General features: G+C 34.5%; 21 protein-coding genes. 15 read left to right on the top strand and 6 right to left on the bottom strand.

Annotated elements, in window-relative coordinates; translation table 11 throughout:
* Positions 1–29: 29 nt before the first annotated feature.
* From N1I86_RS05475 to N1I86_RS05465, 3 genes are all read left to right on the top strand, one after another.
* The gene (locus N1I86_RS05475) at positions 30–284 is read left to right on the top strand and encodes a hypothetical protein (protein ID WP_341095342.1); all 255 of its coding nucleotides are present in this window, start codon (positions 30–32) and stop codon (positions 282–284) included.
* Positions 285–813: 529 nt separating this feature from the next.
* Entirely contained in the window at positions 814–2,373 is a 1,560-nt protein-coding gene (locus tag N1I86_RS05470; protein ID WP_341095340.1) for a restriction endonuclease FokI C-terminal domain-containing protein, read from the top strand.
* Between the two features lie 113 nt (positions 2,374–2,486).
* A complete protein-coding gene (locus N1I86_RS05465; RefSeq protein WP_341095338.1) occupies positions 2,487–3,674 on the top strand; it encodes a DNA cytosine methyltransferase in 1,188 nt (395 codons plus the stop codon).
* 32 nt (positions 3,675–3,706) lie between these two features.
* Here N1I86_RS05465 and N1I86_RS05460 read toward each other — a convergent pair whose 3' ends face one another.
* Positions 3,707–4,135: a very short patch repair endonuclease gene (locus N1I86_RS05460; protein ID WP_341095336.1), complete on the bottom strand. Its 429-nt coding sequence runs from the start codon at positions 4,133–4,135 to the stop codon at positions 3,707–3,709.
* A 350-nt stretch (positions 4,136–4,485) separates the two neighbouring features.
* Here N1I86_RS05460 and N1I86_RS05455 point away from each other — a divergent pair.
* From N1I86_RS05455 to N1I86_RS05440, 4 genes are all read left to right on the top strand, one after another.
* Positions 4,486–5,531 (top strand): IS630-like element ISBs2 family transposase gene (locus tag N1I86_RS05455; RefSeq protein WP_076611651.1). Its coding sequence is split into 2 segments (ribosomal slippage): positions 4,486–4,989 and positions 4,992–5,531, totalling 1,044 coding nucleotides; the frame shifts between segments, so codons are not numbered across the junction.
* Positions 5,532–5,572: 41 nt separating this feature from the next.
* Entirely contained in the window at positions 5,573–5,764 is a 192-nt protein-coding gene (locus N1I86_RS05450) for a P-loop NTPase fold protein (protein ID WP_341095334.1), read from the top strand.
* 42 nt (positions 5,765–5,806) lie between these two features.
* The gene (locus tag N1I86_RS05445; protein ID WP_341095332.1) at positions 5,807–6,031 is read left to right on the top strand and encodes a hypothetical protein; all 225 of its coding nucleotides are present in this window, start codon (positions 5,807–5,809) and stop codon (positions 6,029–6,031) included.
* Positions 6,032–6,234: 203 nt separating this feature from the next.
* A complete protein-coding gene (locus N1I86_RS05440) occupies positions 6,235–7,158 on the top strand; it encodes a hypothetical protein (protein ID WP_341095330.1) in 924 nt (307 codons plus the stop codon).
* A 614-nt stretch (positions 7,159–7,772) separates the two neighbouring features.
* Here N1I86_RS05440 and N1I86_RS05435 read toward each other — a convergent pair.
* On the bottom strand, positions 7,773–8,051 hold the full coding sequence (locus N1I86_RS05435) for a hypothetical protein (RefSeq protein WP_341095328.1): 279 nt from the start codon (positions 8,049–8,051) through the stop codon (positions 7,773–7,775).
* Positions 8,044–9,027, bottom strand: a complete 984-nt coding sequence (locus N1I86_RS05430) for a ParM/StbA family protein (protein ID WP_341095326.1) — start codon at positions 9,025–9,027, stop codon at positions 8,044–8,046. The genes N1I86_RS05435 and N1I86_RS05430 overlap by 8 nt, the downstream gene beginning before the upstream one ends.
* A 1,146-nt stretch (positions 9,028–10,173) precedes the next feature.
* On the opposite strand from N1I86_RS05430, the gene N1I86_RS05425 reads away from it, so the two are divergent.
* Positions 10,174–11,106, top strand: a complete 933-nt coding sequence (locus N1I86_RS05425) for a hypothetical protein (RefSeq protein WP_341095324.1) — start codon at positions 10,174–10,176, stop codon at positions 11,104–11,106.
* 131 nt (positions 11,107–11,237) lie between these two features.
* Positions 11,238–12,488: an IS4 family transposase gene (locus N1I86_RS05420; RefSeq protein WP_094244900.1), complete on the top strand. Its 1,251-nt coding sequence runs from the start codon at positions 11,238–11,240 to the stop codon at positions 12,486–12,488.
* 414 nt (positions 12,489–12,902) lie between these two features.
* On the opposite strand, the gene N1I86_RS05415 is transcribed toward N1I86_RS05420, so the two are convergent.
* Entirely contained in the window at positions 12,903–14,264 is a 1,362-nt protein-coding gene (locus N1I86_RS05415; RefSeq protein WP_003353499.1) for an IS4 family transposase, read from the bottom strand.
* Between the two features lie 264 nt (positions 14,265–14,528).
* On the opposite strand from N1I86_RS05415, the gene N1I86_RS05410 reads away from it, so the two are divergent.
* Positions 14,529–14,957: a hypothetical protein gene (locus N1I86_RS05410; protein ID WP_341095322.1), complete on the top strand. Its 429-nt coding sequence runs from the start codon at positions 14,529–14,531 to the stop codon at positions 14,955–14,957.
* 1,235 nt (positions 14,958–16,192) lie between these two features.
* Entirely contained in the window at positions 16,193–16,378 is a 186-nt protein-coding gene (locus tag N1I86_RS05405; protein WP_341095320.1) for a hypothetical protein, read from the top strand.
* On the opposite strand, the gene N1I86_RS16695 is transcribed toward N1I86_RS05405, so the two are convergent.
* Positions 16,326–16,571 (bottom strand): four helix bundle protein, encoded by a 246-nt coding sequence (locus tag N1I86_RS16695; RefSeq protein WP_445662272.1) that lies wholly within the window; start codon positions 16,569–16,571, stop codon positions 16,326–16,328. The two genes, N1I86_RS05405 and N1I86_RS16695, sit on opposite strands and share 53 nt — an antisense overlap.
* Before the next feature lie 1,521 nt (positions 16,572–18,092).
* Here N1I86_RS16695 and N1I86_RS05400 point away from each other — a divergent pair.
* On the top strand, positions 18,093–18,944 hold the full coding sequence (locus N1I86_RS05400) for a hypothetical protein (protein WP_341095318.1): 852 nt from the start codon (positions 18,093–18,095) through the stop codon (positions 18,942–18,944).
* A 675-nt stretch (positions 18,945–19,619) separates the two neighbouring features.
* Here N1I86_RS05400 and N1I86_RS05395 read toward each other — a convergent pair.
* On the bottom strand, positions 19,620–20,786 hold the full coding sequence (locus N1I86_RS05395) for an IS256 family transposase (RefSeq protein WP_341094467.1): 1,167 nt from the start codon (positions 20,784–20,786) through the stop codon (positions 19,620–19,622).
* A gap of 1,517 nt (positions 20,787–22,303) precedes the next feature.
* Between N1I86_RS05395 and N1I86_RS05390 the strand changes: the two genes are divergently transcribed.
* The 3 genes from N1I86_RS05390 (at position 22,304) to N1I86_RS05380 (ending at position 23,773) form a co-directional block, all read left to right on the top strand.
* Entirely contained in the window at positions 22,304–22,825 is a 522-nt protein-coding gene (locus tag N1I86_RS05390) for a tyrosine-type recombinase/integrase (RefSeq protein WP_341095316.1), read from the top strand.
* A gap of 148 nt (positions 22,826–22,973) precedes the next feature.
* Positions 22,974–23,384 (top strand): transposase, encoded by a 411-nt coding sequence (locus N1I86_RS05385; RefSeq protein WP_341095314.1) that lies wholly within the window; start codon positions 22,974–22,976, stop codon positions 23,382–23,384.
* Positions 23,318–23,773: a TnsA endonuclease C-terminal domain-containing protein gene (locus N1I86_RS05380; RefSeq protein WP_341095312.1), complete on the top strand. Its 456-nt coding sequence runs from the start codon at positions 23,318–23,320 to the stop codon at positions 23,771–23,773. The genes N1I86_RS05385 and N1I86_RS05380 overlap by 67 nt, the downstream gene beginning before the upstream one ends.
* Positions 23,774–23,792 lie beyond the last annotated feature (19 nt).

Below are 23,792 nucleotides of genomic sequence, written 5' to 3'. Positions count from 1 at the left end.
ACTTTGTCTCTTTGAGCGATAGACGGAACATGGCGTTCGTAGAATTGCGGTTTAGCGAGAATAACAGCACAATATACAACGCTATTAAAGAAAAAGAGGCCCTTATTAAAGAAAGAATAAGGGAAAAAGTAGTATTTAAGGATAACTCGATTTTGGTAAAAGCGTTTAAGGATACGGTAGAAGAACTGGTAGATATTTTTGAGAAAATGATTATTGCTTTCTCGAATTACACTTATTATTTCTATGAGGAGCACATGTGGCAGTACCATAGTGAAGGAGTATAAGAGAGGAAATAGGCATTGGAAAAACCAGTGCCTTTTTATGTTATGCAAAGGGGTTTTTGTTTTAGTAAGGATAGAAAAGAACGCTAAAAATGCGTTTGTTACATAAATATATTGCAACAATGCTGAAAGAAGTAATAAACAGTTTATGATATGTTCATACGATTTTAGCAACTCTTCGAAGCAATTACATAAGAAATAAGGAACAATTATGTCAGACTATGATTTATTGTTAAAAACTTATCACAAATATTAGAAATAATAATTTTTTACCAAGGATAGTTTTGGGCGGTTTAACTACAATGGAAGAATCGTTGGTTTTATGCTTCTATATTTTCTCTTGTTGAAAGCGAGAGAATAATCCAATTAAATGCCTTGAAAAAATGGATTTTTTCCATTTAATTAATTATTTGTTATAATTTTGACTATAGTATATTGGTTAGTATCGAAATTCCGTTATCCCATAGACCAATTGAGTGTTGAATTTGTAGGAAATACTGAGTGTTAAGACTTCATTATGGGGGATTTAGCTATGATAAACAATTGGCAAATTCCACGCAATAAGCGGAAATTATATCCAGTAGTTGATATACTTTCACTTTTTACCATACAAACTTTAGGGGAAAATTGGAGCAGCAACTTGAAACGGCAATTGGATTTTGAAGCTGAATTAGAGCGCTATGGTCTTAAAAGACCAGGACAAAGGCGTGACAGACGGGCAGGTGGAGCACGAACATATGAATCTTGGCTATATAATTTAGGGCTTATCTTTAAGGAAACAGATAGTGGAATTATCAGAACAACATTAGCAGGAGAGGCGCTCTTAGCCGGACAGCCTCCTGTGCCTATTATTACAAATCAACTAATGAAATTGCAATATCCCTCCCCGTACTCTATTAGAAGCAGAGTCAATATTCATTACCGTTTTCAGATTAGACCATTTAGATTTTTGCTGCGACTACTTGCAGATAATAGAATTCAGATGTTGTCCAAAGAGGAAATTGGACGCTTTGTAATTACAGAAGGGGAGAACGAATCAAGGAGTTGTTTTGAACATGTAGTGCAAAGGATAATTAGCTACCGTTCATATGGGGATGCAGTTTTACCTCCCGACTTTGAAGAGCGGTATCAAAGTAGTACAACAGGTTTGCGTACAAGAGAACAGACATTGTCTTATTTGGAGGACATAGCAAATACATTCATAAACTATTTAGAGTACACACAACTTATTAAAAGAAACTCAAATGGTAGTATTTATATACCACAAGAAAGAATCAGCGATGTTGAAGCAATTTTAAACGATGGTACAAGTCTAAGAAGGCTTGATACCAATCATCCTTACGGAATAGAAAACTTTCAAAGAAATTTTGGATTGGCTCCTGGACAGAATCGAGACAACAGAAACTTTGGTGGACAAACGGTTACCGACACTCTATATAGAGAGAGACGAATTAGGAGTGATTTGTTGCACATTGCTGGAACGAGACCAGTTACCAGCATTACAACGTCTTTAGTTCGTGAAATTGCTGATTCTACTGGATACACTGTTCGGGAAGTAGAAGATGCATTGGAGGGCTTCCGTCCAGATACTTTCAGTCAATTTGAGGCGAGTTATTTAAACATGGCAATAAGCGGACCGGAACTTGCTACTGAATTTGAAATTGCAACTCGTGGAATCTTTGAACAATTAGGATTTCGTGCTGAACATGTCGGTAATCATGCCTTACATCCTGACGTATTTGTAGAGTCGCCATTAAATTACTCTGGAATAATAGATACTAAAGCGTACCGAAGTTATGTAATCAATAATGACCATAGAAATAGAATGGTCAACAATTATATACCGACATATCAAAACCAGTATGGCAATATCGAGTTTTTTATGTATGTTGCTGACGGATTTGGTAGCAACATAGATTCTCAGATTCAAAATATTGCAAACAGGACAAATGTAAATGGCAGTGTAATTACTGCCCGTAACGTTATCAGACTGCTTCAACGTAACTACACTAATCCAATTGACCATAATACATTAAGGACTCTGTTTACGAAAAACTCACGTATTTTGATGGCAGATATAGACTCTTTATAGACTCCCTATTTAGGGGGTCTTTTTTAGACAAGACTTGTCAATTCTCAACCAAGCATTTATAGTGTATAATTTAATCTACCGAACAAAAGTACGAACATTTGGAGTTGACATGAATGATATTCAAAAAAGGAGAGCTGTTTTGTGGTCCTGGCGGTTTAACGCTTGGTGCAAAAATGGCACAAGTTGAGAAGGATGGAGTAATCTACAAAGTTGAACATGAATGGGCAAATGACTATGATGAAGATACCTGCGAAACTTACCGCTACAATATATGCCCTGGCAAGCCAGAAACAGTTATGTGCGAAGATGTACGCAAATTAGATATCACCAAACTCCCGAAGATAGATGTCTTGGCATTCGGTTTTCCTTGCAACGATTTTTCCATTGTAGGGGAGACAAAGGGATTAGATGGAGAATATGGACCATTATATACCTACGGAATAAAAGTTCTAAAATATCATAAGCCTCAATGGTTCATAGCGGAAAATGTAGGCGGTTTAGAGTCTGCAAACGAGGGACAGGCATTTATCAAAATACTCCAAGAGATGGAGGATGCTGGATATAATATTACTCCCCATCTTTACAAATTTGAGGAATATGGAGTGCCACAAGCACGTCATCGGATAATCATTGTAGGCATCCGCAAAGATTTTGGCTGGTCATTTAAAGTTCCGAAAGCTCCCTATAAAAACCCTGCAAATTGGAAAACATCCCGCCAAGCATTAGAAGAACCGCCTATTCCAGAAGATGCCTTTAACCATGAATTTACAAAGCATCAAAGTAAAGTAGTAGAAATGCTGAAACATATTCCGCCTGGAGAAAATGCTTGGTATGAAGGAATACCTGAACACCTAAGATTGAATGTGAAGGGGGCTAAACTATCGAATATCTATAAGCGGTTAGACCCTAATGCACCTGCTTATACAGTCACGGGTAGTGGAGGTGGTGGTACACATATGTACCATTATGATGAACCGAGGGCTTTAACTAATCGTGAAAGGGCAAGGTTGCAGACGTTTCCAGATTGGTATAAATTTATAGGCGGTAAGGAGAGCGTAAGAAGACAAATTGGAATGGCAGTTCCACCAGAAGGAGCAAAGGTAATTATTGAAGCTGTTTTAAAATCCTTTGCTGGAATCCCATATGAAACCGAATCTTCTAAGTGGGAAGACGAGCTTCGCGAGATGTTATCAGCAGGGAAAACACAAAAAAGCAGAAAAAGTTCACCAACAAAACAAAAAGCAAAAAAGCAAAGTAGTGTCGAAGCCCCTAACGAAGAACAGATTGCGTTTTCAATATAGCATTTATTCAGCCTTGACTAACTGCCTTATAGTCAAGGCTTTTTATCTTGGTTTTTAACCTTATCTATAAAATTTGAGATGTCATCGACTACAGCATCTAAATCCTTCTTTATTTCATGTTCCCAAATTCTTTTTACATGCCAACCATTCTTTTTATAATAATCATTTACTTCTTTATCCCTTTGTTGATTGCGTAAAAGCTTCTTATCCCAATATTCTTGATTGCTTTTTGGTTTTTTGCCATGTATGGGACATACATGCCAAAAACAGGAGTCTATAAAGATGGCTATTTTATATTTCTTTAAGGAAATATCAGGTTTGCCGAAAAGGGTTTTATCATTTTTTCTAAATCGATATCCCCTCCTCCATAGTTCTTTTGTAAGGCGATTCTCCAACGTTGACTGAGAACGGATAGCTTTCATAGTTTTTGTTCTATTTTCTTTGGACATATTATCTGCCATAAAGTTTCTCCCTTCATTCATCCCTCTACTTAAGTACCGATTTTACAAAATAAAATTAGTTATAATAAGATTAGTCAATAATATTTGAAAAGTAAATCTATTTTAAGTTACAATAAAGGGAACATATGTTTTTGTTTGGGTGGATGGTAGATTTCTTTCAAATGTTATATAGATACAGATTAATTTTCCAACATATAAATAAAAAATTTGGGACGTTCTTTTATCTATCACAAACGTCTTACTTATGTCAGCTTTTCAATTTATATTTATATATATAAATTGAAATAAAGGTTTTCTCCCGTTCCACGGCGAATAAATACAAAGAGAAAATAGGGGAACGGAGAGAAAATATGATGCCAAATCACAAAGACGAGATCGAAAAGTTGTCCACTGCCATGAAAGAAGCAAAAAGTAAACGAGCATATGAACGCTACCAAGCGATTTATCTTCATTTGCAGGGATATACCAAAGGAGAAATCGCAACGATTATTGGTCGATCCAAGAAAACTATTTATAACTATATTCATGCCTACGCCCAGCGCGGTCTTGATGGACTGGAGATGAAATACTCACCTGGCGCCCCACGTCGATTGACCCCTGAGCAGGAAAAAGAGCTGGCTTTGATCATTGAACATCAGCTCCCCGTAGATGTGGGATTCGAAGCAAAATATAATTGGACGCTTGCGATAATCGCTGAACTCATTCAACAAAAGTGGGGGCCAACATACACGCTTCGCGGAACAAGTGACATTCTGCATCGGTTAGGGCTAAGCTATACGAAACCGACCTATACACTAGCCAATGCCGATGAAGAGAAACAAAAAGAATTCGTCGAAATCACCTTCCCTGAAGTAAAAAAAAACTGGTAGATGGGAACATCGCCCATGTCCTCTTTCAAGATGAGTCGATGATTCGTGATTACCAAGCGATTCAAAAAACATGGTTTGTCAAAGGAAAACAACGAATCATTCCGACGTTTGGAAAACATCAAGGGCTGAAGCTGATTGGCACGTTGAACTACGAAACAGGGGAAGTGTTTTGCATCGAAGAAGAATGCTATGACGCGGAAACATTTCTTCGATTTCTTCAACTTGTGTTAGAACGCTATCCCACAGGCAAAATAGTGATGATTTTAGATAACGCTCGAATTCACCATGCCAAACTCATTCAGCCATTTTTAAAAGAACACGAAGATCGGTTAGAGCTCGTCTTTTTGCCACCATACAGTCCGCAATTGAACTTGATTGAAGGGCTATGGAAATGGCTGAAATCAGACGTGATTTACAACGTGTTCTATTCGAGTGTGCAAGAAATTAGAAAGAATGTCCAAGCCTTTATTCAGCGAATCAACCAGAAACCAGAACAAACGATCGATCGTTTGTGTGTTCAGTTGTAAATCTTTAATTCAACTTATATAGAAAAGGGGGAAGGTTAATTATGTGGGCTGATAATGCTTCAAGAATAGACATGTTGGCTTATGAACCCTATGCAAATCTCATTTGTGAAATTGCAACAAACGAACGAATGAATCCGTTGACAATAGGTTTATTTGGCAACTGGGGAAGTGGCAAATCTACTTTACTGCATTTAATTGAACAAACAACAAAAACAATAGGCGTTCATATTTAGAAGGGGTTAGAAAAAGCTCTCGACTATAAGAAAGCCTTAATGATGGATAACACTTGGGTATGGCATGAATGTCTCGAAGTAGCAAAGAATGATGAAGTAAAAGAAATTCTTCTTAATATTCACGAGAAAATGAAGGATGTAGTGCAAATTTCCATTTTAGTTGATGTTCCAGAATCAAATAAACAGTTAAACTATAAACTTCAAGATGGTCTGTTTATAAATAAAGCTACACAAGAAGCAGAGGATATTAAACTTATTCAAGATTAGATTAACAGCTTTCCACTAATAGAATGGTTTTGGGTGGACTTTTACTTAACTTTACTTTTAAGAAATTAAGTGAACCGTCAAGACAAGATAAATTAACTGCCTTTGAAATAGTGAGAGACTTATTAGAACCGTTCGAGTATCGGATTAAATAGTGTTGCAAATGAAACAAAAAAGTTAGTAAATCTTGAAAGTGGTGAATTATCATGGATGCTTTTGAGCATTTAAGAAAATGGCAGAATATGATGAATAATATAAACAGTAGTCAAAGAATGATAAATCAAATGACAAGGACCAGTGAATTAGCCAGTAAACTAATAGTCAGCTATCCTATGGGGCAAGAAAGAACTGTAATAAAAGCCAGTAGTTTAGTCAGTGAAATGAGAAATAGTGGTCTCATAGCCAGTTACCATGCGGAAAATGTAAATGCCATAGGAAAAGTTAGTACATTAGCTCGTGAAATGGCAAAAAGCAGTGCAATGGCCCGTTATTCTACGGAGCAACAAAGAGCCTTAATCAAAGCAAGTAGATTAGTAAGTGAATTAGCTAAAACTAAAAGTGGTCTAATAGCTTATTTTTCTAATAATTCAGTAAGATTAATGGCAAACATTCCGCGCCATGACTTTTCTAAAATAGCAAAAGCAATAACTCTTTTAAACACTCATAAGGTTGGTTTTTCAAACACTCATAAGTTTTCTTCTTTTTTCAATCATCTATCTTCTAATATAAATGACTCTTTCGTTGAGAAATTAAATGAATACGTTCAGGATAAGAAAGAGGATGAGTTTGAGGAAATTGAAGGATTGCAAGAGAATTTGCAAGTGGATATTAAACAACCAGAATTTTTCAACTTAGCTCTTAAAACCAACATTATCCTTGATTTAACAGATGCTGATGTTCAGGAAGGCAAGTTAGACGAAGAAGACGTGAGTGCTTGGAAAAAGGTCTTAACTCCAATTTTAACAGTTCTCGGTCAGCTATTTCTTGCTTGGGCATTTAGCGATACACCAATTCAAGAAACAAATATCTATAAAAGCATTGAAAGTATTATTCAATATGTCGAAAAGATGAATATAGATATAGGTGACCAAGAACAACAACAGAAACTCCCAGAGAAAGAGTCGCAGTAAATCTAAGTATTGCAAGAAATTTTGAAGAAATGCTAGGGGCTTAACTCATAAACTTCCTAAAAGTCATAAGCCAGAACCAAAGCTATTATTGATAAAGCCACATGCTCTTTGGATTTCATTCAATTCTACTTTGAGTTCCTCGCTTTGAGATTTGTAATCACCATTGAGTTCGGGTTTTTTGTTAGTTAGGAGCAACAAGTCAAATCTAACCCTTAGGGAGCATCTCTTAAGTCGTCACTTCGACACTTAACAACTGATATTGTCCACTTTTAATCTTGAGTATAGCTCCGTATTTAAGCAGTCTATTAATTCTTTTTGATATGTTTTAAGGGGTTTATCTAACCTGTTTGAAAGCTTTTTTTGTGAGATGTTAGCTACTTCATTTTCATCTTTAAATTTATTAAGTATATTAGTCAAAGACAAGTCTGTTTCCATCATTTTTTTGAAGACTTTATAAAATCATCCACTATAAAGCACTATCCTACTTAAAGTAAGTTGTTTCTTATAAAATCCCTTGACTTCAATAAATCACTAAACTGCTTGTTACAAGGGAATAAATTTGTTCTATAAGGTTTGAGTGAGCACAACGAAAAGAGCCATTCATAATGATGGCTCTAAAATAATTGATTAATTAAATCTATATCCTCTTCAGAAAGTTTTTCGGCTACATCGTTAGTTTTCCAAGAGATGTTTTCTAATAAGTTTTTGTTTTGAAGGAGCTTGTACACAATTTCCTCCACTTTAGCCTCTAAATCTGAAGAATTCTGTTGATTGTACATGTCAGCTTCAATTAACTTGCATAAATAGCTGCTGATATTATCTTTTGTTTTAAGATATTCGTAGAGGTGGAGTGAGTTTTGCTTGAAACTTATCGACACTTTATATTTAGACAAGTTTCTTCACTTCCAAAATTTTATAGAAGCTAAGAACATTGGAAAACTGGCCGTCTTGTTCAATTATTGCTGAAGGATATTGTTTTATAATTTCTTCCTTTAGTAAAAGAGAGCCTCCTCCACAAAATACAACGGTAGTATTGTTAAAACTAAGCCCTCTTGATTTGGCATAGTTTAATAGTTCAGTTACATGAGCAGTGATTAGGCCTTCAATAATTTCTTTGCTGTCTTCCTGTTTAGTACCGTTGGCATATAGATAACAACCATCTTTTAAAATCTGTTCCACATCCTCATCTGAAACAGATATACCATATCGGGATGTCAATTTCTCTGCAATTTTTGAGCGTAGGATATTGATTCCACTATTGCTGATGACCATTGTGTCCAATAATGGAACAAGTCCGTTGAACGAGCAATAGTTTACGTTTAGGCCGCCAATATCGACAATTAAGCTACGCTTTGTTTTGAAATCTCCTATTCTTGTATAAATCGGACCAGTACCTTCTGGCAACAAAATCACTTTTTCAATTCTAAATATAAACGCTCTGCCATTAACTCTAAGGCTTATGGCTCTTTGCTGATTTTGGATAAATTGTTCATAATCATCTTTAAGAATAGCGTTTTTGTAAATATTGAGAGGAACATTCACTGCAAGACGTATATTCGGTATGCCAATATTCTTTGTATTGGCTTTTTCAATGAACTTTGTAATTGCCAGGTAGATACACAGCAAATGTTCCATTGAATGTTTAGTAATATCATAACTTGTTTTATTTTCGGCTACCATATCACCTATAAGATAGGTGTTTCCTTCAAATTCAATGATATAGCTATTCGCTGTGATGTCTATCCCTAAATTCTGAATCTCCTGTATCTTTGTTCTAAACTGTATTTTGTGTAGAGTTCCGTTAATTGAGCAAACACTTTTTGTTGTGTGTTTTCCACTATCAACGGCAATTGCTAAATAATTAATCATATATTTCAATTCCTCCTTTAAAATTTTTGTTTTTATATCATAAGCAGATTAAAGGAGAAAATTCCGAAATGGAGGACTATCCTTGTCGTATAAGGTGCGAAGAGGGCGGATATAGCCGAGGACAGGAATTACTTAGTAATAGTCCGTCCGTAACGGTTAAGAATTTCGGAGTAAAAATTGCTGAATTTTTTAATGTTTGTAATTGTGATGACTAATGGGAACAAAACTTTTAAGAGGCCATACAAGGTTTTAGAGTCGTTTTCGGTAATTAGGATGGCTCAAGTGGTAAGGAGCAAAGTATAAATACGTTGACTTAGAGGATACTGTTTGATTTGGATAATAAATTTTAATAGTGTTTGAATCATATCAACTTTTTAATGAGTTTTATATGTTGTTATAGTTACAAAAATGAAAAGTGATTTTTATTGTTAAAAGAGGAGTTAAACCCAGATTTATCAAGGTTTTACGCCCTATTGCAACTTTTGGAAAACATAAACCTATATATTAGACGCAAAAACATATAAAATCTATTTCAAAAGACTAAAGTACATTAAAATGTTTTTGCGGATAAACACAAAAGGTAAACACAAAAGTAAATAGCAAATGTCGTATTACTTTTTAAGAACTCTATATGCAAAAATGTCGCCATAAATTTCAAAATCCCAAGGGACTATAACAAAGTCATGGCACGATACTGCCATACTACGAAAAATCTAAAATAAACTTGAAAGGAAAATCAAACTATAACATAAACGTGTAACGGTACTTTCACTTTTAAATACGACATTTGCGGAAGTAATATTTAAAAAGACATATTAGAGCAAAAACATCATTTCCAAAAACTATAATCGCTATTCTTGTACTAAGCAAAACCAGATGAAAGCAGAAAACCTCCGAATACCAAAAAAAGTTATTAAAAGTAATTCTTTTTTCTTAAAACTTCATAGAAATTTAAGCATTAGTTAATAAAAATGTATGAACTTTTATACATAATCTATGAAACAGTTATAAAAAGTAAATATACCAACTGCTAATTGTAAAATATTAGGGTAAGACGTTGTTCGACAGATAATCTATAGGGAAAATTATCAATCCAATTTATACTCTTCTACAATAGACAGTACTTAGTAGAGGAGGAAGTATAAATTGGAGAAATCATTAAAAACGCCTAATTTTGAAGAGTTGCGATTACAAATTTTTGACATTAGCAGATGGAATGATAAGATGTTTTTTGTTTTTGGTTATGAGGCAGGATTGGGGAAAAGTAGGAAAGTACAGCAATTCTTAGCTGAAGTAGAATATAAGTCATTATACGTGCAAAAGTTCGAAAAAGACGGGGAATTAGATGCTACTGTTGAGAGAGTAAATTTATTGGCTGGGAAGAGAGTAGCAGAGAGATTTGCAGGGGATGATACTAAATCTAAAAAGGCAAGAAAAAAGGCAATTGAGGCGAAGGTTCTTTGTATTACTCACAAAATGTACTCGCAAATTTGTAGGGGACTGCACAAGGACTTGATAGAGGGGCGTAAAATTTTGTGTATAGACGAATATCCAGATTTATTAGTTCCGATAACAGTAGCAAATCAGGAAATTGGGCAGTTATGGACAGATATCTATGAATATGGATTTACTGAAACTGATGAACTCGCCAGTCAGTTGAGAGCGATGTTAAATCAATACTCAAATGATTATAAGGTCTTGAAAGATAATGAGATGGTATTTATCGACTTTGGGGCGGAGAAATTCGACAAGTATAAAGAAATAGTTGGAAATTTATTAAAAAAGGTAAAGAAGAAAGAACATAAAGAATTATTATTTAAGTTTCAGCAAATTCTTAATAATGGCTGTTACTACTATGAAAATGCCTTCCACACATTCGATTCCTCAGCCAAGTTTGTTATGCTTGAGTGCAATATCATATTGGATGCGAATGCAGAGTATGATTTTAGATACTCTTTATCCAATAAATTTTCAGTAAAGAAACAGCCCAAATTTTATGATTACTCGCAAGCAGAATTTTTCCATTATGAGCTGGATACGAGTAAAAAAGCATTAACAAAATATATTAATCTTCAGTAGCATTGCATTAAGTTAATTTTAATTTGTCAAGCCCAATTTTATGTTAAATTTCATCTTTTTGGATATAAAAAAACTCCTTATAATTAGGATTGGCAGTCCTATCCAAATCCTAAGAATAAGGAGAAACCATTATGGATAAGAATACCACAGAATCCACAATAAATGAACTATTTAAAGAGATCGATCCAATAACTTTTTCAAAACTAATTAATGTGATTGACGTTGACAAATACATTAAAAAATTAACGGTGTATAAGTTTTTACAACTTTGTATCATCGCTCAGTTAAATGAATTGGAAAGCTTAACAAAATTGGCCAAACATTTGAAAGACAAGGAAGAGTTGCAGACATATCTGGAATTTGATGCAATTAGTACTTCGCAACTTTCTCGCAAATTAGGCCAATTATCCCCTCAACTGTTTGAAAAAGTATTTAAATATCTGGTCTTAAAGATCCAAGGGCAAATGAAAAATGCCCCGATCATCCGAAACATTGGTCGTCTTCTGGTCATTGATTCTACCACGATGAGCATGAGTTTGAGCCAATATCCATGGGCAACTTTTCGTAAGACAAAGGCTGGTGTTCGACTCCATTTAAAGGTTGTTGTAACGAAGGATATCACTGTTCCGGATCAAGGGATTATCTTACCCGCGAAACATGCCGATCGCACACAGATGGACGAACTCATTGAAATCGATCCAAATGCGATTTACTTGTTTGATCGAGGGTATGTCGATTACAAACAGTTCGACCGCTTATGCCGAGAAGGGGTGCGATTCATTACCCGGCTTAAAAAGAACGCAGAGATTGAAGTTTTATCGGAACGGATTCCCAATCCAGAACGTTTGATTTATAGGGATCAGATTGTCATTTTAGGAAATGACCGTAATCATACCAAAATGACTCATCCTCTCCGATTGATCGAAACGGTCGACAGCGAAGGGAATCCCGTGATCATCATAACCAATTGCTTTGATCTTTCTGCGGAAGAGATTGCAGATTTATACCGATATCGCTGGAAGATAGAGACCTTCTTTAAATGGATGAAACAGCACCTTAAGATAAAAAGATTTTATGGAAAAAGTCAAAATGCCGTTTACAATCAAATTTGGATCGCCCTAATCACCTATTGCTTACAGGCCATGCTCCAATTAAAAGTGAATCACGATGGTCCTTTATTAGAGATCAAGCGAACTTTACAGAATCTGCTTTTTAAAGGTTTTGACTGTTTTGTTCGCTCCCTTTTTAAAAAGCCAATTCGAACGTCCAACGGTCGGAAAAAATACCATTGGGAAAAAGATTTTGAAACCATCGTGTACCAATTTGAAGAAGGGGAGGTGGAACACCTAGACGATTTAGTTTATGATCCAATGTTTCTGTAATATATTACCAAATTGTGGAAATGGACTGCCGATTAAGACGTCATTGTCCTTTTAAGCTTGCTTAGAAAGATTGTATGTCTGAATATTCAGTTACATGAAATAACTGGAATTTTTGTTGAGCTTGACAAACATTAAATTTTTTTATGCAACGCTACTGATTAATCTTACAGAAAATGTTTTAAAAGAGATATCACTGGAAGGAAGAAGAGGTGTATTGTTCATAACAGATAAAGGAAATAAGGAGCAAGTAGAACAAGCAATTGAGGATTATTTTAATAATAATTTGGAAGAGACTAAAGAGACGTCTGTGTTTTCTGTTTCAACGGATTATTTTGGAAATTTGGTTGGAAAAAATTGTTACAGAACGTTGGATACAGTTATTGTGCTGAAGACCCCCAATTTTAATTATTTAACTCAACTTTCGCACACAGAAATATGGAGACAGTCCTTGATATAACGAGGTAAAGAAGTAATCCAATTGGACAGTTGACACTGAAAAATGTCCATACTCAAATAAACCTTAGCTTCAGCCAAAGTTTGGAAAAGAGAAATCAATTGTAGTAAAGCCGTTTTAAAGTCCATCTCCTTTACTTCGTCACATAGAAACAAGAATAAGTTGCCCATGGTCTTCGGATCCTCTTCTTTCCGAAGTTGCCAAGCAATCAAGATATACCGAGTGAAGACAATGGTAGTATGGCTAATCATCATGTCATAGGAACGACCTTGAAACTCTTTGGCTAAATGTAAAAACGATTTACTGAATTTAAAAAAGGTTTCAATGTCCCAACGCATCCCATAGATTCGAACGATTTCTTCATTAGACAGCGTGGTATCTGTACTCAAAATGGCTAGCCATTCACTTTGGTTGTTTCGATTCCGCACAAACACGATTTTCACTGGTAAACCCGTATGAAGGGTTGCGTGAATCGAGCCGAGTGTTTCTTTTTTGCCAATGTCTCGTTTCGCTTTTCGATACAGTTGTTCCAAGGTTAAACGTTCTCCGTTGAAAAGATACCGTTGTTTCAGCTGTTTGACCATACCAATGACAAAAAGGCCTTTGGAGTGAATCTTCTCCACCAACGGGGCATGAGTAAACCATGTATCCATGAGCACATAATCAGCGAAAATTCCTTTATCCAATGCATGTTCTACTAATTTCAACACCATGTTTGGTTTTGCTTCCAATGCCTCGAGCCGTCGTTTGTAGCCTGTGGTTCGTTTATCAATGGACGAATGGATTTCGTTCAAGCGATTCTTTTGGTTCGCTGAACTCAAAAGAGCGAAATCGATAGGTACAAATGTAAAGCCATCGGACCATCCGAGCGTTAATAGTTGAAAACCATTGACAAACTGACGAGTGGAATGATCGAATACTTTAGCTAGAAGCTCAACCGATTTACTACGGTTACGAGAATAAATCGAATCGTCTACAATAAACACGGTAACACGGCGCTTCGAAATCGTTTGTTTCACACGACGAATCACTTCGGAGCTCAGAGATAGTAAAAAGGTTCTCCAGTTATACGTAGACGAGTTCAAAAAACGATAAATGGTATCTTTTCCTGGTAAATCGGCAGCCTTTTTGCTTTGTAAGGCGTGGTACCAGTTTCTGTATTGAAAAACAAGAAGAAATAATAGTTGAAAAATCGATAAACAAGAATAACCACAAGCCTTGATAATTCCTGCTTTTCTTAAATGATTACCAATTTGTAATTCAGAAAATCCGTCTTTTATTTCTTTTGGTAATTGCGCAAAATACTCTTTTTTCGTTATCATAATGGTGACACCTTTCTTTCTTTGGTTTTTTGGTTTGGTCACCAATAGTTTACCAAAAGAAAGAGGTGTCTTTTTGTTTTTTAGACGAATTTTTTCAGTGTCAAGTGAATATGAGATACCCAAAGAAACCTATCAAATCAAGGATTATTCATAAATTTTTCACTGCGAAAGTTGAGTTATTTAACTTATGCCCTCACTAATTTTTTTTACAAATTCCATGACAACCTTCCAGTTGGTACTATCTCTATTTTTAAAGATGAAGATGTGGAACGAATCAGAAACTCCACAATTGCAGGAGAGATTTATCAAGGAATCAGAAGAATTTCACGAGAAAATCCTGCAGACGCAAAGATATATGTATTTTCAAATAACCAAAAAGTAATCGAAACCGTTTTAGAGCAATTACCAAAGATTAAATATAATAAATGTCAAATTAATGTTGAGAAGAGAGAAAAGGAACAGTCAAATAAAACACAAAAAAAACTAACTGAATTTGAAAAGAAGATTGCAGAGGTTAAATCTATTATTATTAAAGCTAAACAGTCCGGAATAACATGTATGAAGAAAAAAGAACTTAGAAATCAAGTTGATATTTCAGATAAGTCAAATTTCTCAAAGATATTAAAAGCACTTCAGCCATTTCTAACAATAAATAAAATTGAAAGCAAAGGTCAAAAACTTGTTTTTAAATAAATATGCACAGTTTTTATGAAGGATGTCTTTTATAGGCATCCATTTTTTTATGTAATCATGAATAGTTGTAAAATCCGTTCGTTGTTTAACAGAGAAATAATCAGATTTATTTGAACTGTAGGCATCTTTTTTCTCTTAAGGATACATGGTACAAAAAACACTGTGGGTATATTTCATTTATATCTGAATCTTGTTAAAGATTTTGTTTTATCCAAACACTGCATGTATTTAAATAAAAATGATGATAACAAAGCAAAATTGTCATAAACAAACAAGACCTTTGTTTTTTTGAATAATTAAAAATTGTATCAAATGGCAACTAAGGATTTTCATTTGAATGTATAAATTTTTAAACCTTAAGTCGCTTGATATGGAGCCTCTGCGGGCATATTGCAAAGGAACAAGCCGTAGGACTTTGCAAGGCACACGAGCTTATCATATTTGCTACTCCTTTTAAAGCGGTGAATATGCACTAATCGATGCATACTCTTAATTGCCAAACACTGCATTTCTTAAATGCTATCAACAACTTTGGAAAAAATGTCGTTGTTATTATCCATTTGTTTTAAATTACAAAGGTCTTCGTTATAAAGAACTGCGGGTTTTTAATGTGTACACAGATTCAATATCTTTGTAGATGATTTAATGTATAAGCTTTTTGTTATCAGCTATGGTGTAGTACGAGAACATGTTTATAATTTTTTCTTTCAAGTTTTTTGGTATCAAAAGAATTTTTTTAAGTAATTACGACATGTAATAGCGAAGGCGTTAGTTATAGTTCCTACGCCTTTGGTATCTTATAAAAGACATTTGGTTCTTACTATTGCAGGTACATGTACATACTGTCATATTATAGTGATTATTTGGCAATTTGGTTTTTTATCAAAGAAATTTTGAGATTATGAGGAAAACATCAAAAAAGTTGTATAAAAATGTTACCTTCCTCTATAGAAGATATAATTCAAAAACAACTTTTTTGAAAGTATTGAAACATAATTCTTCTCATTTCTTAAATCAAGCGAACAAGCAATACCACTTCATTGTACTAAAGCTAAAACATGGTTGAACTGCTAAGCTACTTGTAACACTGAACAATTTAGGTAAGATGAGTTTGAAAGCAAAAAGTTTTATTGGAGGTGGTAAGTTGACAGTTGCACAAATCAAACAACAAATAAAAAAATTGAAAAAGAAATTTTTACTTACTCTATAAATAGAAATAAAGAAGCTGACGAGCTATGGAGATGGAAAATAAAGTGGAGAATTTGAAAGAGGTGTTCTTGGAGAGTTCTTTCATTGATAGCAGTGTAAAGGAACTGGAAGATATTCGCTTTAGATTATTAGAAATGGGAATTCATCTTGAAATCAGTATTAAAAAAGATTTGAGTGAGAATGTATTAACCGAAATAAAGAAACACAACTGATTTCGGCAGCTTCATTATCAAGTTCAACAAACTTTCGCTCGTCAATATTGCAGAGCCGTATCGCAAGTTCCAACCAGCTTCTAACCTCATCCAAAGAACATTTTGCATTATCATAAAAACTAACTTCTTTTTTCGGAAAGATAGTTCCGTTCCCTTCGGCTAAATTGCCCGAAACCGAAGCGACCGCCCTCAATAGCTGAGATTTCAAATTATACTCCTCGAACTTCGGAAAATTTTTTGCATTCCATAAAGCGAAACAGCTAAATTTACTGCTCTCTCCCAAACTTTTAATTGTTTGAAATCTTTTATAACGATTTCATCTTTTTAGCAACGTGTTTCACTGCATTCTCTCCCTATTTTTATGCAATTTCATATAACTTAAAATTATAATCGAATTAATGAGGAAAATCTTAAAAGAAAGTACTTAAGCCCTAAACTATAAAATTATTTTGCTCTTGAGTCTGATAAATTCTATTCGGTCAATTTCGTTCAGAGAACAATAAAAGTTTCGATGCCATGATTGATAAGTTGTTTGCCTCCAGGAATGGAGACAGCAGGCGATGACAAGAACAGAAGATATATTGGATGATTAATTATACAGGGCAATTGAGAAGATTACTAACTAAGGATTGGCAGAATGTATTAAATTTGAGCAAGTAGTATTAAAATGGTTAGAACGAACTGGATGGAAACGAGAAGTGCACAAACAGATTTTGAATGAATTAAGGATGGTTTCAAAAGATATGGAAAGAGATATAGTAGGAATGGTCAGGAAATAGTTTAGTAGAATAAAATCATATTTTCTCATATTTTCTCTAAAAAATATTAATATAATTATTGACTTATTCATAGAGATATGATAGATTAATACCATAAGTTATTTATATGTAATTATTTCCTATAGTCTATAATTTTTCAATATATTTTATTTATTTAACTTTTTTTAATTTTATATAATAATAAGTAACCAGATAAAAGGCTGGATTACTTGAGTGTATTGTTTATATATAAAGTTTAATGTCTATAACTGCGATTCAAAAGGGGTAAGTATATCCTTTTAAATGTAGTATAGGGGTTTGTTTACCCTTTGGTTATTGATATAATCTATTTAACTTAAACACACTCAAGTAATTCAGTCTTTTTTTGTTGTTCCTGGTCCTTGAAAACCTTATATTTTTACTCTTCACTATTTCATTTTTATATAAGGAAGATGATTATAATTTCTCAATCATCCTACTTATAAATTTTTCATAAAACTGGAGGAAAACATTATGAACAACTTTCATGAGGAACAATGTATTACTGTTTCTTTAGACAAAAGGTTGGTAAAATGTTTGCTCATTTCCTGATGGGGTTTTGCGTATTGGTGAACAAACAAGAGAAAGTGAGTAAATATAAAGTTTATTATGTACAACCTAATGACATCTGTGGCTACAAGAGCTGAGTTGAAAAGAATTTAAGGTACTTTTTGATGAGGTTCTGCGTTCAATTAATTAGGAACATTATGAGTTTGAGGATAATGAAGAAAAAAATGTAATTGAACAGAATAAAAGTATTGTTGATGCACTCATGGCACTTAAGAGAGTAAGTTTTAGACATTATAAATTGAGAAACTTTATTGTATTTAAAACAGTAAAACTAATCAAATTTTTAAAAACTTTAAATTTGAAGAAGATATAGAGATAAAAATTGAAGAAAGAAGGGGTAGAACATGTTGAATAAAAATGATTATTTGTGGCAATTGGATTTTATGGTGTTGTTAGATGTTGGAGAATTATTAAATAGTAGTAGAAGTGATAGGAGTTTATTTGCAAGAAGAACCATTCAATTGAAAGACGGAAGTATTCGTAATGCCATTACAGGCAATGCTATTAAGCACGTTTATGTGTCGTATCTTCATGAATTAATCACACCAAAGGAAAAATGTGATAAATGTAAACTTCTATCACCTATGAAAAATGGAAAAATTAAAAGTCCAGATAAACGCTTTAGTGCCAGTGGAAATCGAGTCAAAGAATGTTCGATTTGTGACATTTCAGGGTTTATGAATGCGGAAAAAGACAACAAATTGGAAAAACGAAAAACCGTTGCTTCTTTTTTTTGGGCGATTGCCAAAACAGATACTCGGCAGGAAGATGTCCTTCCGATTCGCTCTTCGGAATATGCAATGATGATAGAGTTAGACCTTCATCGTATTGGATTTGATGATGAAAAACAAGTGTATGTCTTAGATAAAGAAGAAATCAAAAAACGTATTAGGATAGCGTTAAAAGGTGTAGAAAATTTACTCATTCGCTTTGGTGGTACACAAACGAATGCGAACCATCTGCATATTCGTGGGATTTCAGGAATTGTGACCGAAAAAACACATCGAATGCAACGTATGACTAAGTTTAGTCCGTTAAATGATAATTTTGTGGAAGAAAACCAAAAGTGCTCTGATGTTTCTTATCCAATTAGTGGGATAGAAGACCTTCACCAATTAATTAATAAATTGACAGATGAAGAATACTTGGATGCTATGGTGGAGCGAAATATGGAATTTGTAAGAGAACACTTTGCATAATAGATTTATAATGTAGCTCAAATTGGGGTATTAATAATTTGCAGAATAATTAAGAAGATGCTAGTTAAAATGAGAACAATAAATAAAAGTGATAATCAATAGATATGATAGAATTGCAAGAATGTTAGCGACTAAAAAACTTGACCACATTTCCTCAATTATTAAGCTTTAGTTTGGAATTGAGTTCGATTGGGTCTTAATCCAAATGAAGATGAATTTACAATTTATCTTGAAGGGGGGCGAGGAGATTTATTTCCATCATACTTATTCGATGATTGAATTGATTAATTGTGATGCCACTGACAAGCATAATTTTCTTGGTAAGAAAGCCCAAGTTGATTTTTAAAAAAGGTTTTTTATAAACTTCAGGCTTTTCTTTTTTTATTGTTGACTAAAAGTATGAGGAGAAAGGCGAATTTCGTTAAATTAGGAGAAGACAAGAGAACTTGAAAGAATAGATTGAAGCAAATTAATCTATAGTAAATCAAGATGATAAAAAAGGGGGGCATATAAATGGTACCGTCAAGAATTTTGTGTTATGTAAGATAGATAGGGTATCTCTGAAATGGATTTGGAATGGATAGGGGTTCGATTTCCTCCACACAGGAGACTGAATATTCAGTCTCCTGTGTGGAAAGGGAGAATCCCTTTATTTTGTTCGTTTACAATATTTGGTTAGTTATAACGTTTTTCAAACATTTGTTGAAGGGTTTCATAGGCTTCAGCAAATCCTCGTAATTTTCGTCCTGCCCATTTCTCATTAAAATCTTGGATGGTCAAATACACGACTTTTTCAGCGGCTTCTAAACTACTCAAACTGTTCATCGGCTTTAGACGTTTCCGAATCTCTTTGATCGTTCGTTCAATGGCATTGGTCGTGTAAATCACACTTCGAATACTGCTTGGATAATCCATAAATGTAAGGAGGACATCCAACTCATTGGCCCAAGATTGAACTTCTCTTGGATATTTGCTGGACCATTTCGACTCAAACTGTTGAAACATTTGTAACGCCATCTCCTTATTCGGCGCACGATAAATCAGCTTGAGATCCTCGGCCACTTCGAATTGGTCTTTTTTCCGAACACGATTTAGGGTGTTGCGGACTTTGTGAACGACACAGCGCTGCACATCGGCTTTCGGATACACCGCCTTAAAGGCTTCCTCCAGCCCCGGTAGTCCATCGAATACGCCCAGAAGCACTTCCTTGACGCCTCTTTTGTAGAGCTGTTGGAGAATCTCCCGCCATCCATAGGCGCTTTCTTGTCCTCCCACGAAGAAATCCAGAATTTCTCGATACCCTTCTTCATTCACTCCTAACACCACATAAATGACTTCTTTCTCTACCGTATCGCGGCGAAGTTTCACGTACAAGCCGTCCAAATATAAGACAGAATAACGTTTGGATAGTGGACGATGGTGCCATTTCTCGATGTCTTCCTTCACTACATCGGTCATACGGCTGATCGTTGCAGGAGAATAGGCATTGCCTAAAATTCGTTCAATAAACTTGCCAATTTCACGCGTACTCATGCCACTTTGATACATCCTGATGATGGCTTCCTCGAGCCAGCCCGTATGGCGTTGGTAAGGGGCAAACAGCTGCGTTTGAAATTCCCCGTTTCGGTCTCTTGGAACAGAAAGTCCTTCGATACGACCATACTGCGTGTCTAGGTTTCGATGGTAATAGCCGTTTCTTCTATTCGACGTTCCCTCTTGTTCCATTTCGAGGAAAGTCTGGATTTCTTCCTTCATGATCAGCTCTAATTTTTCCTTTACAAACTCACGAATAACGTTTTCCAGTTGATTCATCCAATCTATATTCGATATACTTTTAGACATAGGTAGGGTACTCCTTTCTCTAAGATTTTTGCCAAATCAGAGAATACCCTACCTTTTTCTTTTGGTCTAACTAAATGCTTGACACAAAATTTTATACATCATCATATAAATGAATGCTAAATATGGATGGAATAATTTTGCGAACGAAAGGATGGATGATGACAATAAAAAGCTAAAAAAATTAAAGAGTTATCGAACCCAATTAGTTGTTCTAATCGTTCTTACGATGGTTATTGACATTAAGGATTTTATGGCTAAAGAGACTTCATTTTGGAGTGGGGTACTTACGGGGATAGTTTTAGTCTTTTGTACAGTCGCATTTAGTATTAGTTACAAACTAAGTAAAAGCATTAGAAATAGAATGGAAATTGAGAAGAGACAACGTTAGAATTGATTTTGTGTTTCGGATAACAACGTAAGATTAGACGCTTTTAGAATGGAATAAATATAACAGTAGAGAACGCTCCATCAATAAAAGGTGTACTCATTTATGTATTATTAAAGGTGCATCTGTTTACGCTTTCCTTGTAGATAAAATGTAATGGACACAAGATAGTAGCACTCTTGTTGGCTATAATTTTCTTGAACAATCAATTGTTGTAGACGGAGGAAATAATAAAAATAAAAGCTTATATAAATGAACTTTCAGCTTGTCGGTCAAAGTCGACAAGCTAAAAGCTGTAAGTCAAATAAGATTTACAGGTTTTTTATTTTTAAAGGATTGATTACTAACGAAGAAAAAAGAAAGCTCTTATTTCGTATTACTCACTGTCTTAGTATGCGTTGAATATGCATGCACACGTTTGTTCAAAGCCTCTGTTTTATCATCCACATATTCAAGGATTTTCCCACTAAGTCGCTTTTGGCCTTTTTTAGTTAAGTTCAAATATAATTCTTTTGCTCTTGTTTCAAGCTATTTAATCGCCGACTTACTTTTTGCAGCTTCATGAGAATTTGATTTAGTGTGTCTTCCGTATTCAATTCTCCCTATTAAATTCATTCAATTATACTATATTCTAAATGTAAAAAATCAAAATTCCGTTCTGAACGGTCTTTTTTTAAGTGTTTCAAAATTTCCGTTCTGAGGGGTCACTTTCTATAAAGTGTTCCAAAATTTCCGTTCTGAGGGGTCACTTTCTATAAAGTGTTCCAAAATTTCCGTTCTGAGGGGTCACTTTCTATAAATAAAAACAACAATCGAGATTTTCCGAATTAGGTCTCTGATTGCTTTCATGCTATATAATTCAGACCTTTTCAGTTTTTCAGTCATTGACATATCTGAATTCAACAAACTCTAAATGTCAAGAGCGAAATGTTTCTTATTATGAACTTTACAAAATCGGGTTGTGTAAAGTAAAGAATCCTATAAAATCAATTTTCTTGAATGTGTACCTTTTTTGTTTAGCTTTGTACTTTACAAAAATTTCATGTTATAATGTTTTTGTAAAGTTGTGGAAGGTAGGGGATTTCCCATAAACGTAGTCAATCCTATACGCGATAGGAAGAAATTGGGAGCCGTGAAAGCGTATTTAAGAGGAAAAAACAAAAGAGATTATTTATTGTTTATGGTTGGCATTTCTTCGGCTCTACGAATAAGCGATATATTAAACTTAAAAGTGAAAGATGTATGGACTGGAAAGAAACCTGTAGAATATATTGATTTGAATGAAAAGAAAACAGGGAAGTACAAACGGTTTCCAGTTACCCCAAATTTAAGCAAAGCAATAAAAGAGTATATGGCTGAGTATAATGGTAAACCTGATGATTATTTATTTGTAAGCCGCGTTGGCCAGAATAAGCCAATTACCCGTCAATATGCCAATTTAATGCTAAATAATGCTTGCGATATGGTTGGAATAACTGAACCATTCGGAACACATGGCATGAGAAAAACATGGGGATATTGGGCGTTTAAACAAGGGATTTCTTTGGATTACATATCTATTGCTCTTAACCATCGCTCAATTGCTGAAACGAAAAGATATCTTGGTCTGTTGCAAGAAGATTTGGATAATATATACCTTCAAGTAAACTTATGACCAGTTTCTTCTTTAATAATATAGAGACATCAAATATCAAAGTGCGTTTGTATTTAGGCTATGCCGTTTAAAAAAAAACGGAGGGTTGCCTAAAGTACAAATGCACTTTTTTGTTGACTAATTTAACTGTTTTATCGGGGGGAAAATCATGACAAGAAGCAATGGAATTTGGAGCAGAGAAAAATTAAATAGATATATCAAAGAAGGAAGAGGACAATCAGCAACTGGGAAAGATTATCGACCTTGGGTCATGGTACACGAGTTCCCCTCAGTTGGAAGGGCCTCTCGTATTCTGGGTATTAAGACCGGGCGAATCCATCATTTACATTCTGATAATCAGCTAAGAGCATTTTTTATATTTGAGTTTTCAGATAAGGTAGTTGATATTCGGGAAAGCTACCCTCTCTTGGATGTCATGGAGGTCATTGATGATAAAGAAAATTTACGCTTCGATAAGTTTTGTTCTAAAGAGACAGGTGAGCAATTAGTGATTTGTACAAATTTTGTTTTAACTCTAGAGATTCTGACGGAAATGAAAGACATGTCGCAAGAACAATAAAAAATACTTCTGAACTGAATAAAAAAATTACATTCGAGAAGCTGGAGATAGAGCGAAGATATTGGGAAGCTAAGGGAGTAGATTGGAAGATAATTACCGATAAACAATTGCCAAGACAAGTTGCCAAAAATATTGAATGGGTCAGAGAAACTTTGCTGGAGGATAGTGAGGTCGATAAAGAACTACTATCAAAGATTTTGCTTAATTTTCTTTTAAGAAATCTTGAAACGCCTTTAAAGGAGTTGCTAAAAAATTTCGACAAGTCGGAAGGAGTTAATACTGGAACAGGGTTATATCTCTTTCGATATTTAATTGCAAAGAAAGAAATCAAAGTGAATATGATTGAAAAAATCAATCTTGCTCTTAAGGTAAAAGATTTAATTTTGTAGTAAAAAAGGGGTGTAGAGT

The sequence above is a fragment of the Bacillus sp. FSL W8-0116 genome (genome assembly GCF_038003825.1).
Classification (GTDB): Bacteria; Bacillota; Bacilli; order Bacillales; family DSM-4216; genus Bacillus_O; species Bacillus_O smithii.
This window is presented reverse-complemented; position numbering and strand designations above follow the sequence as displayed.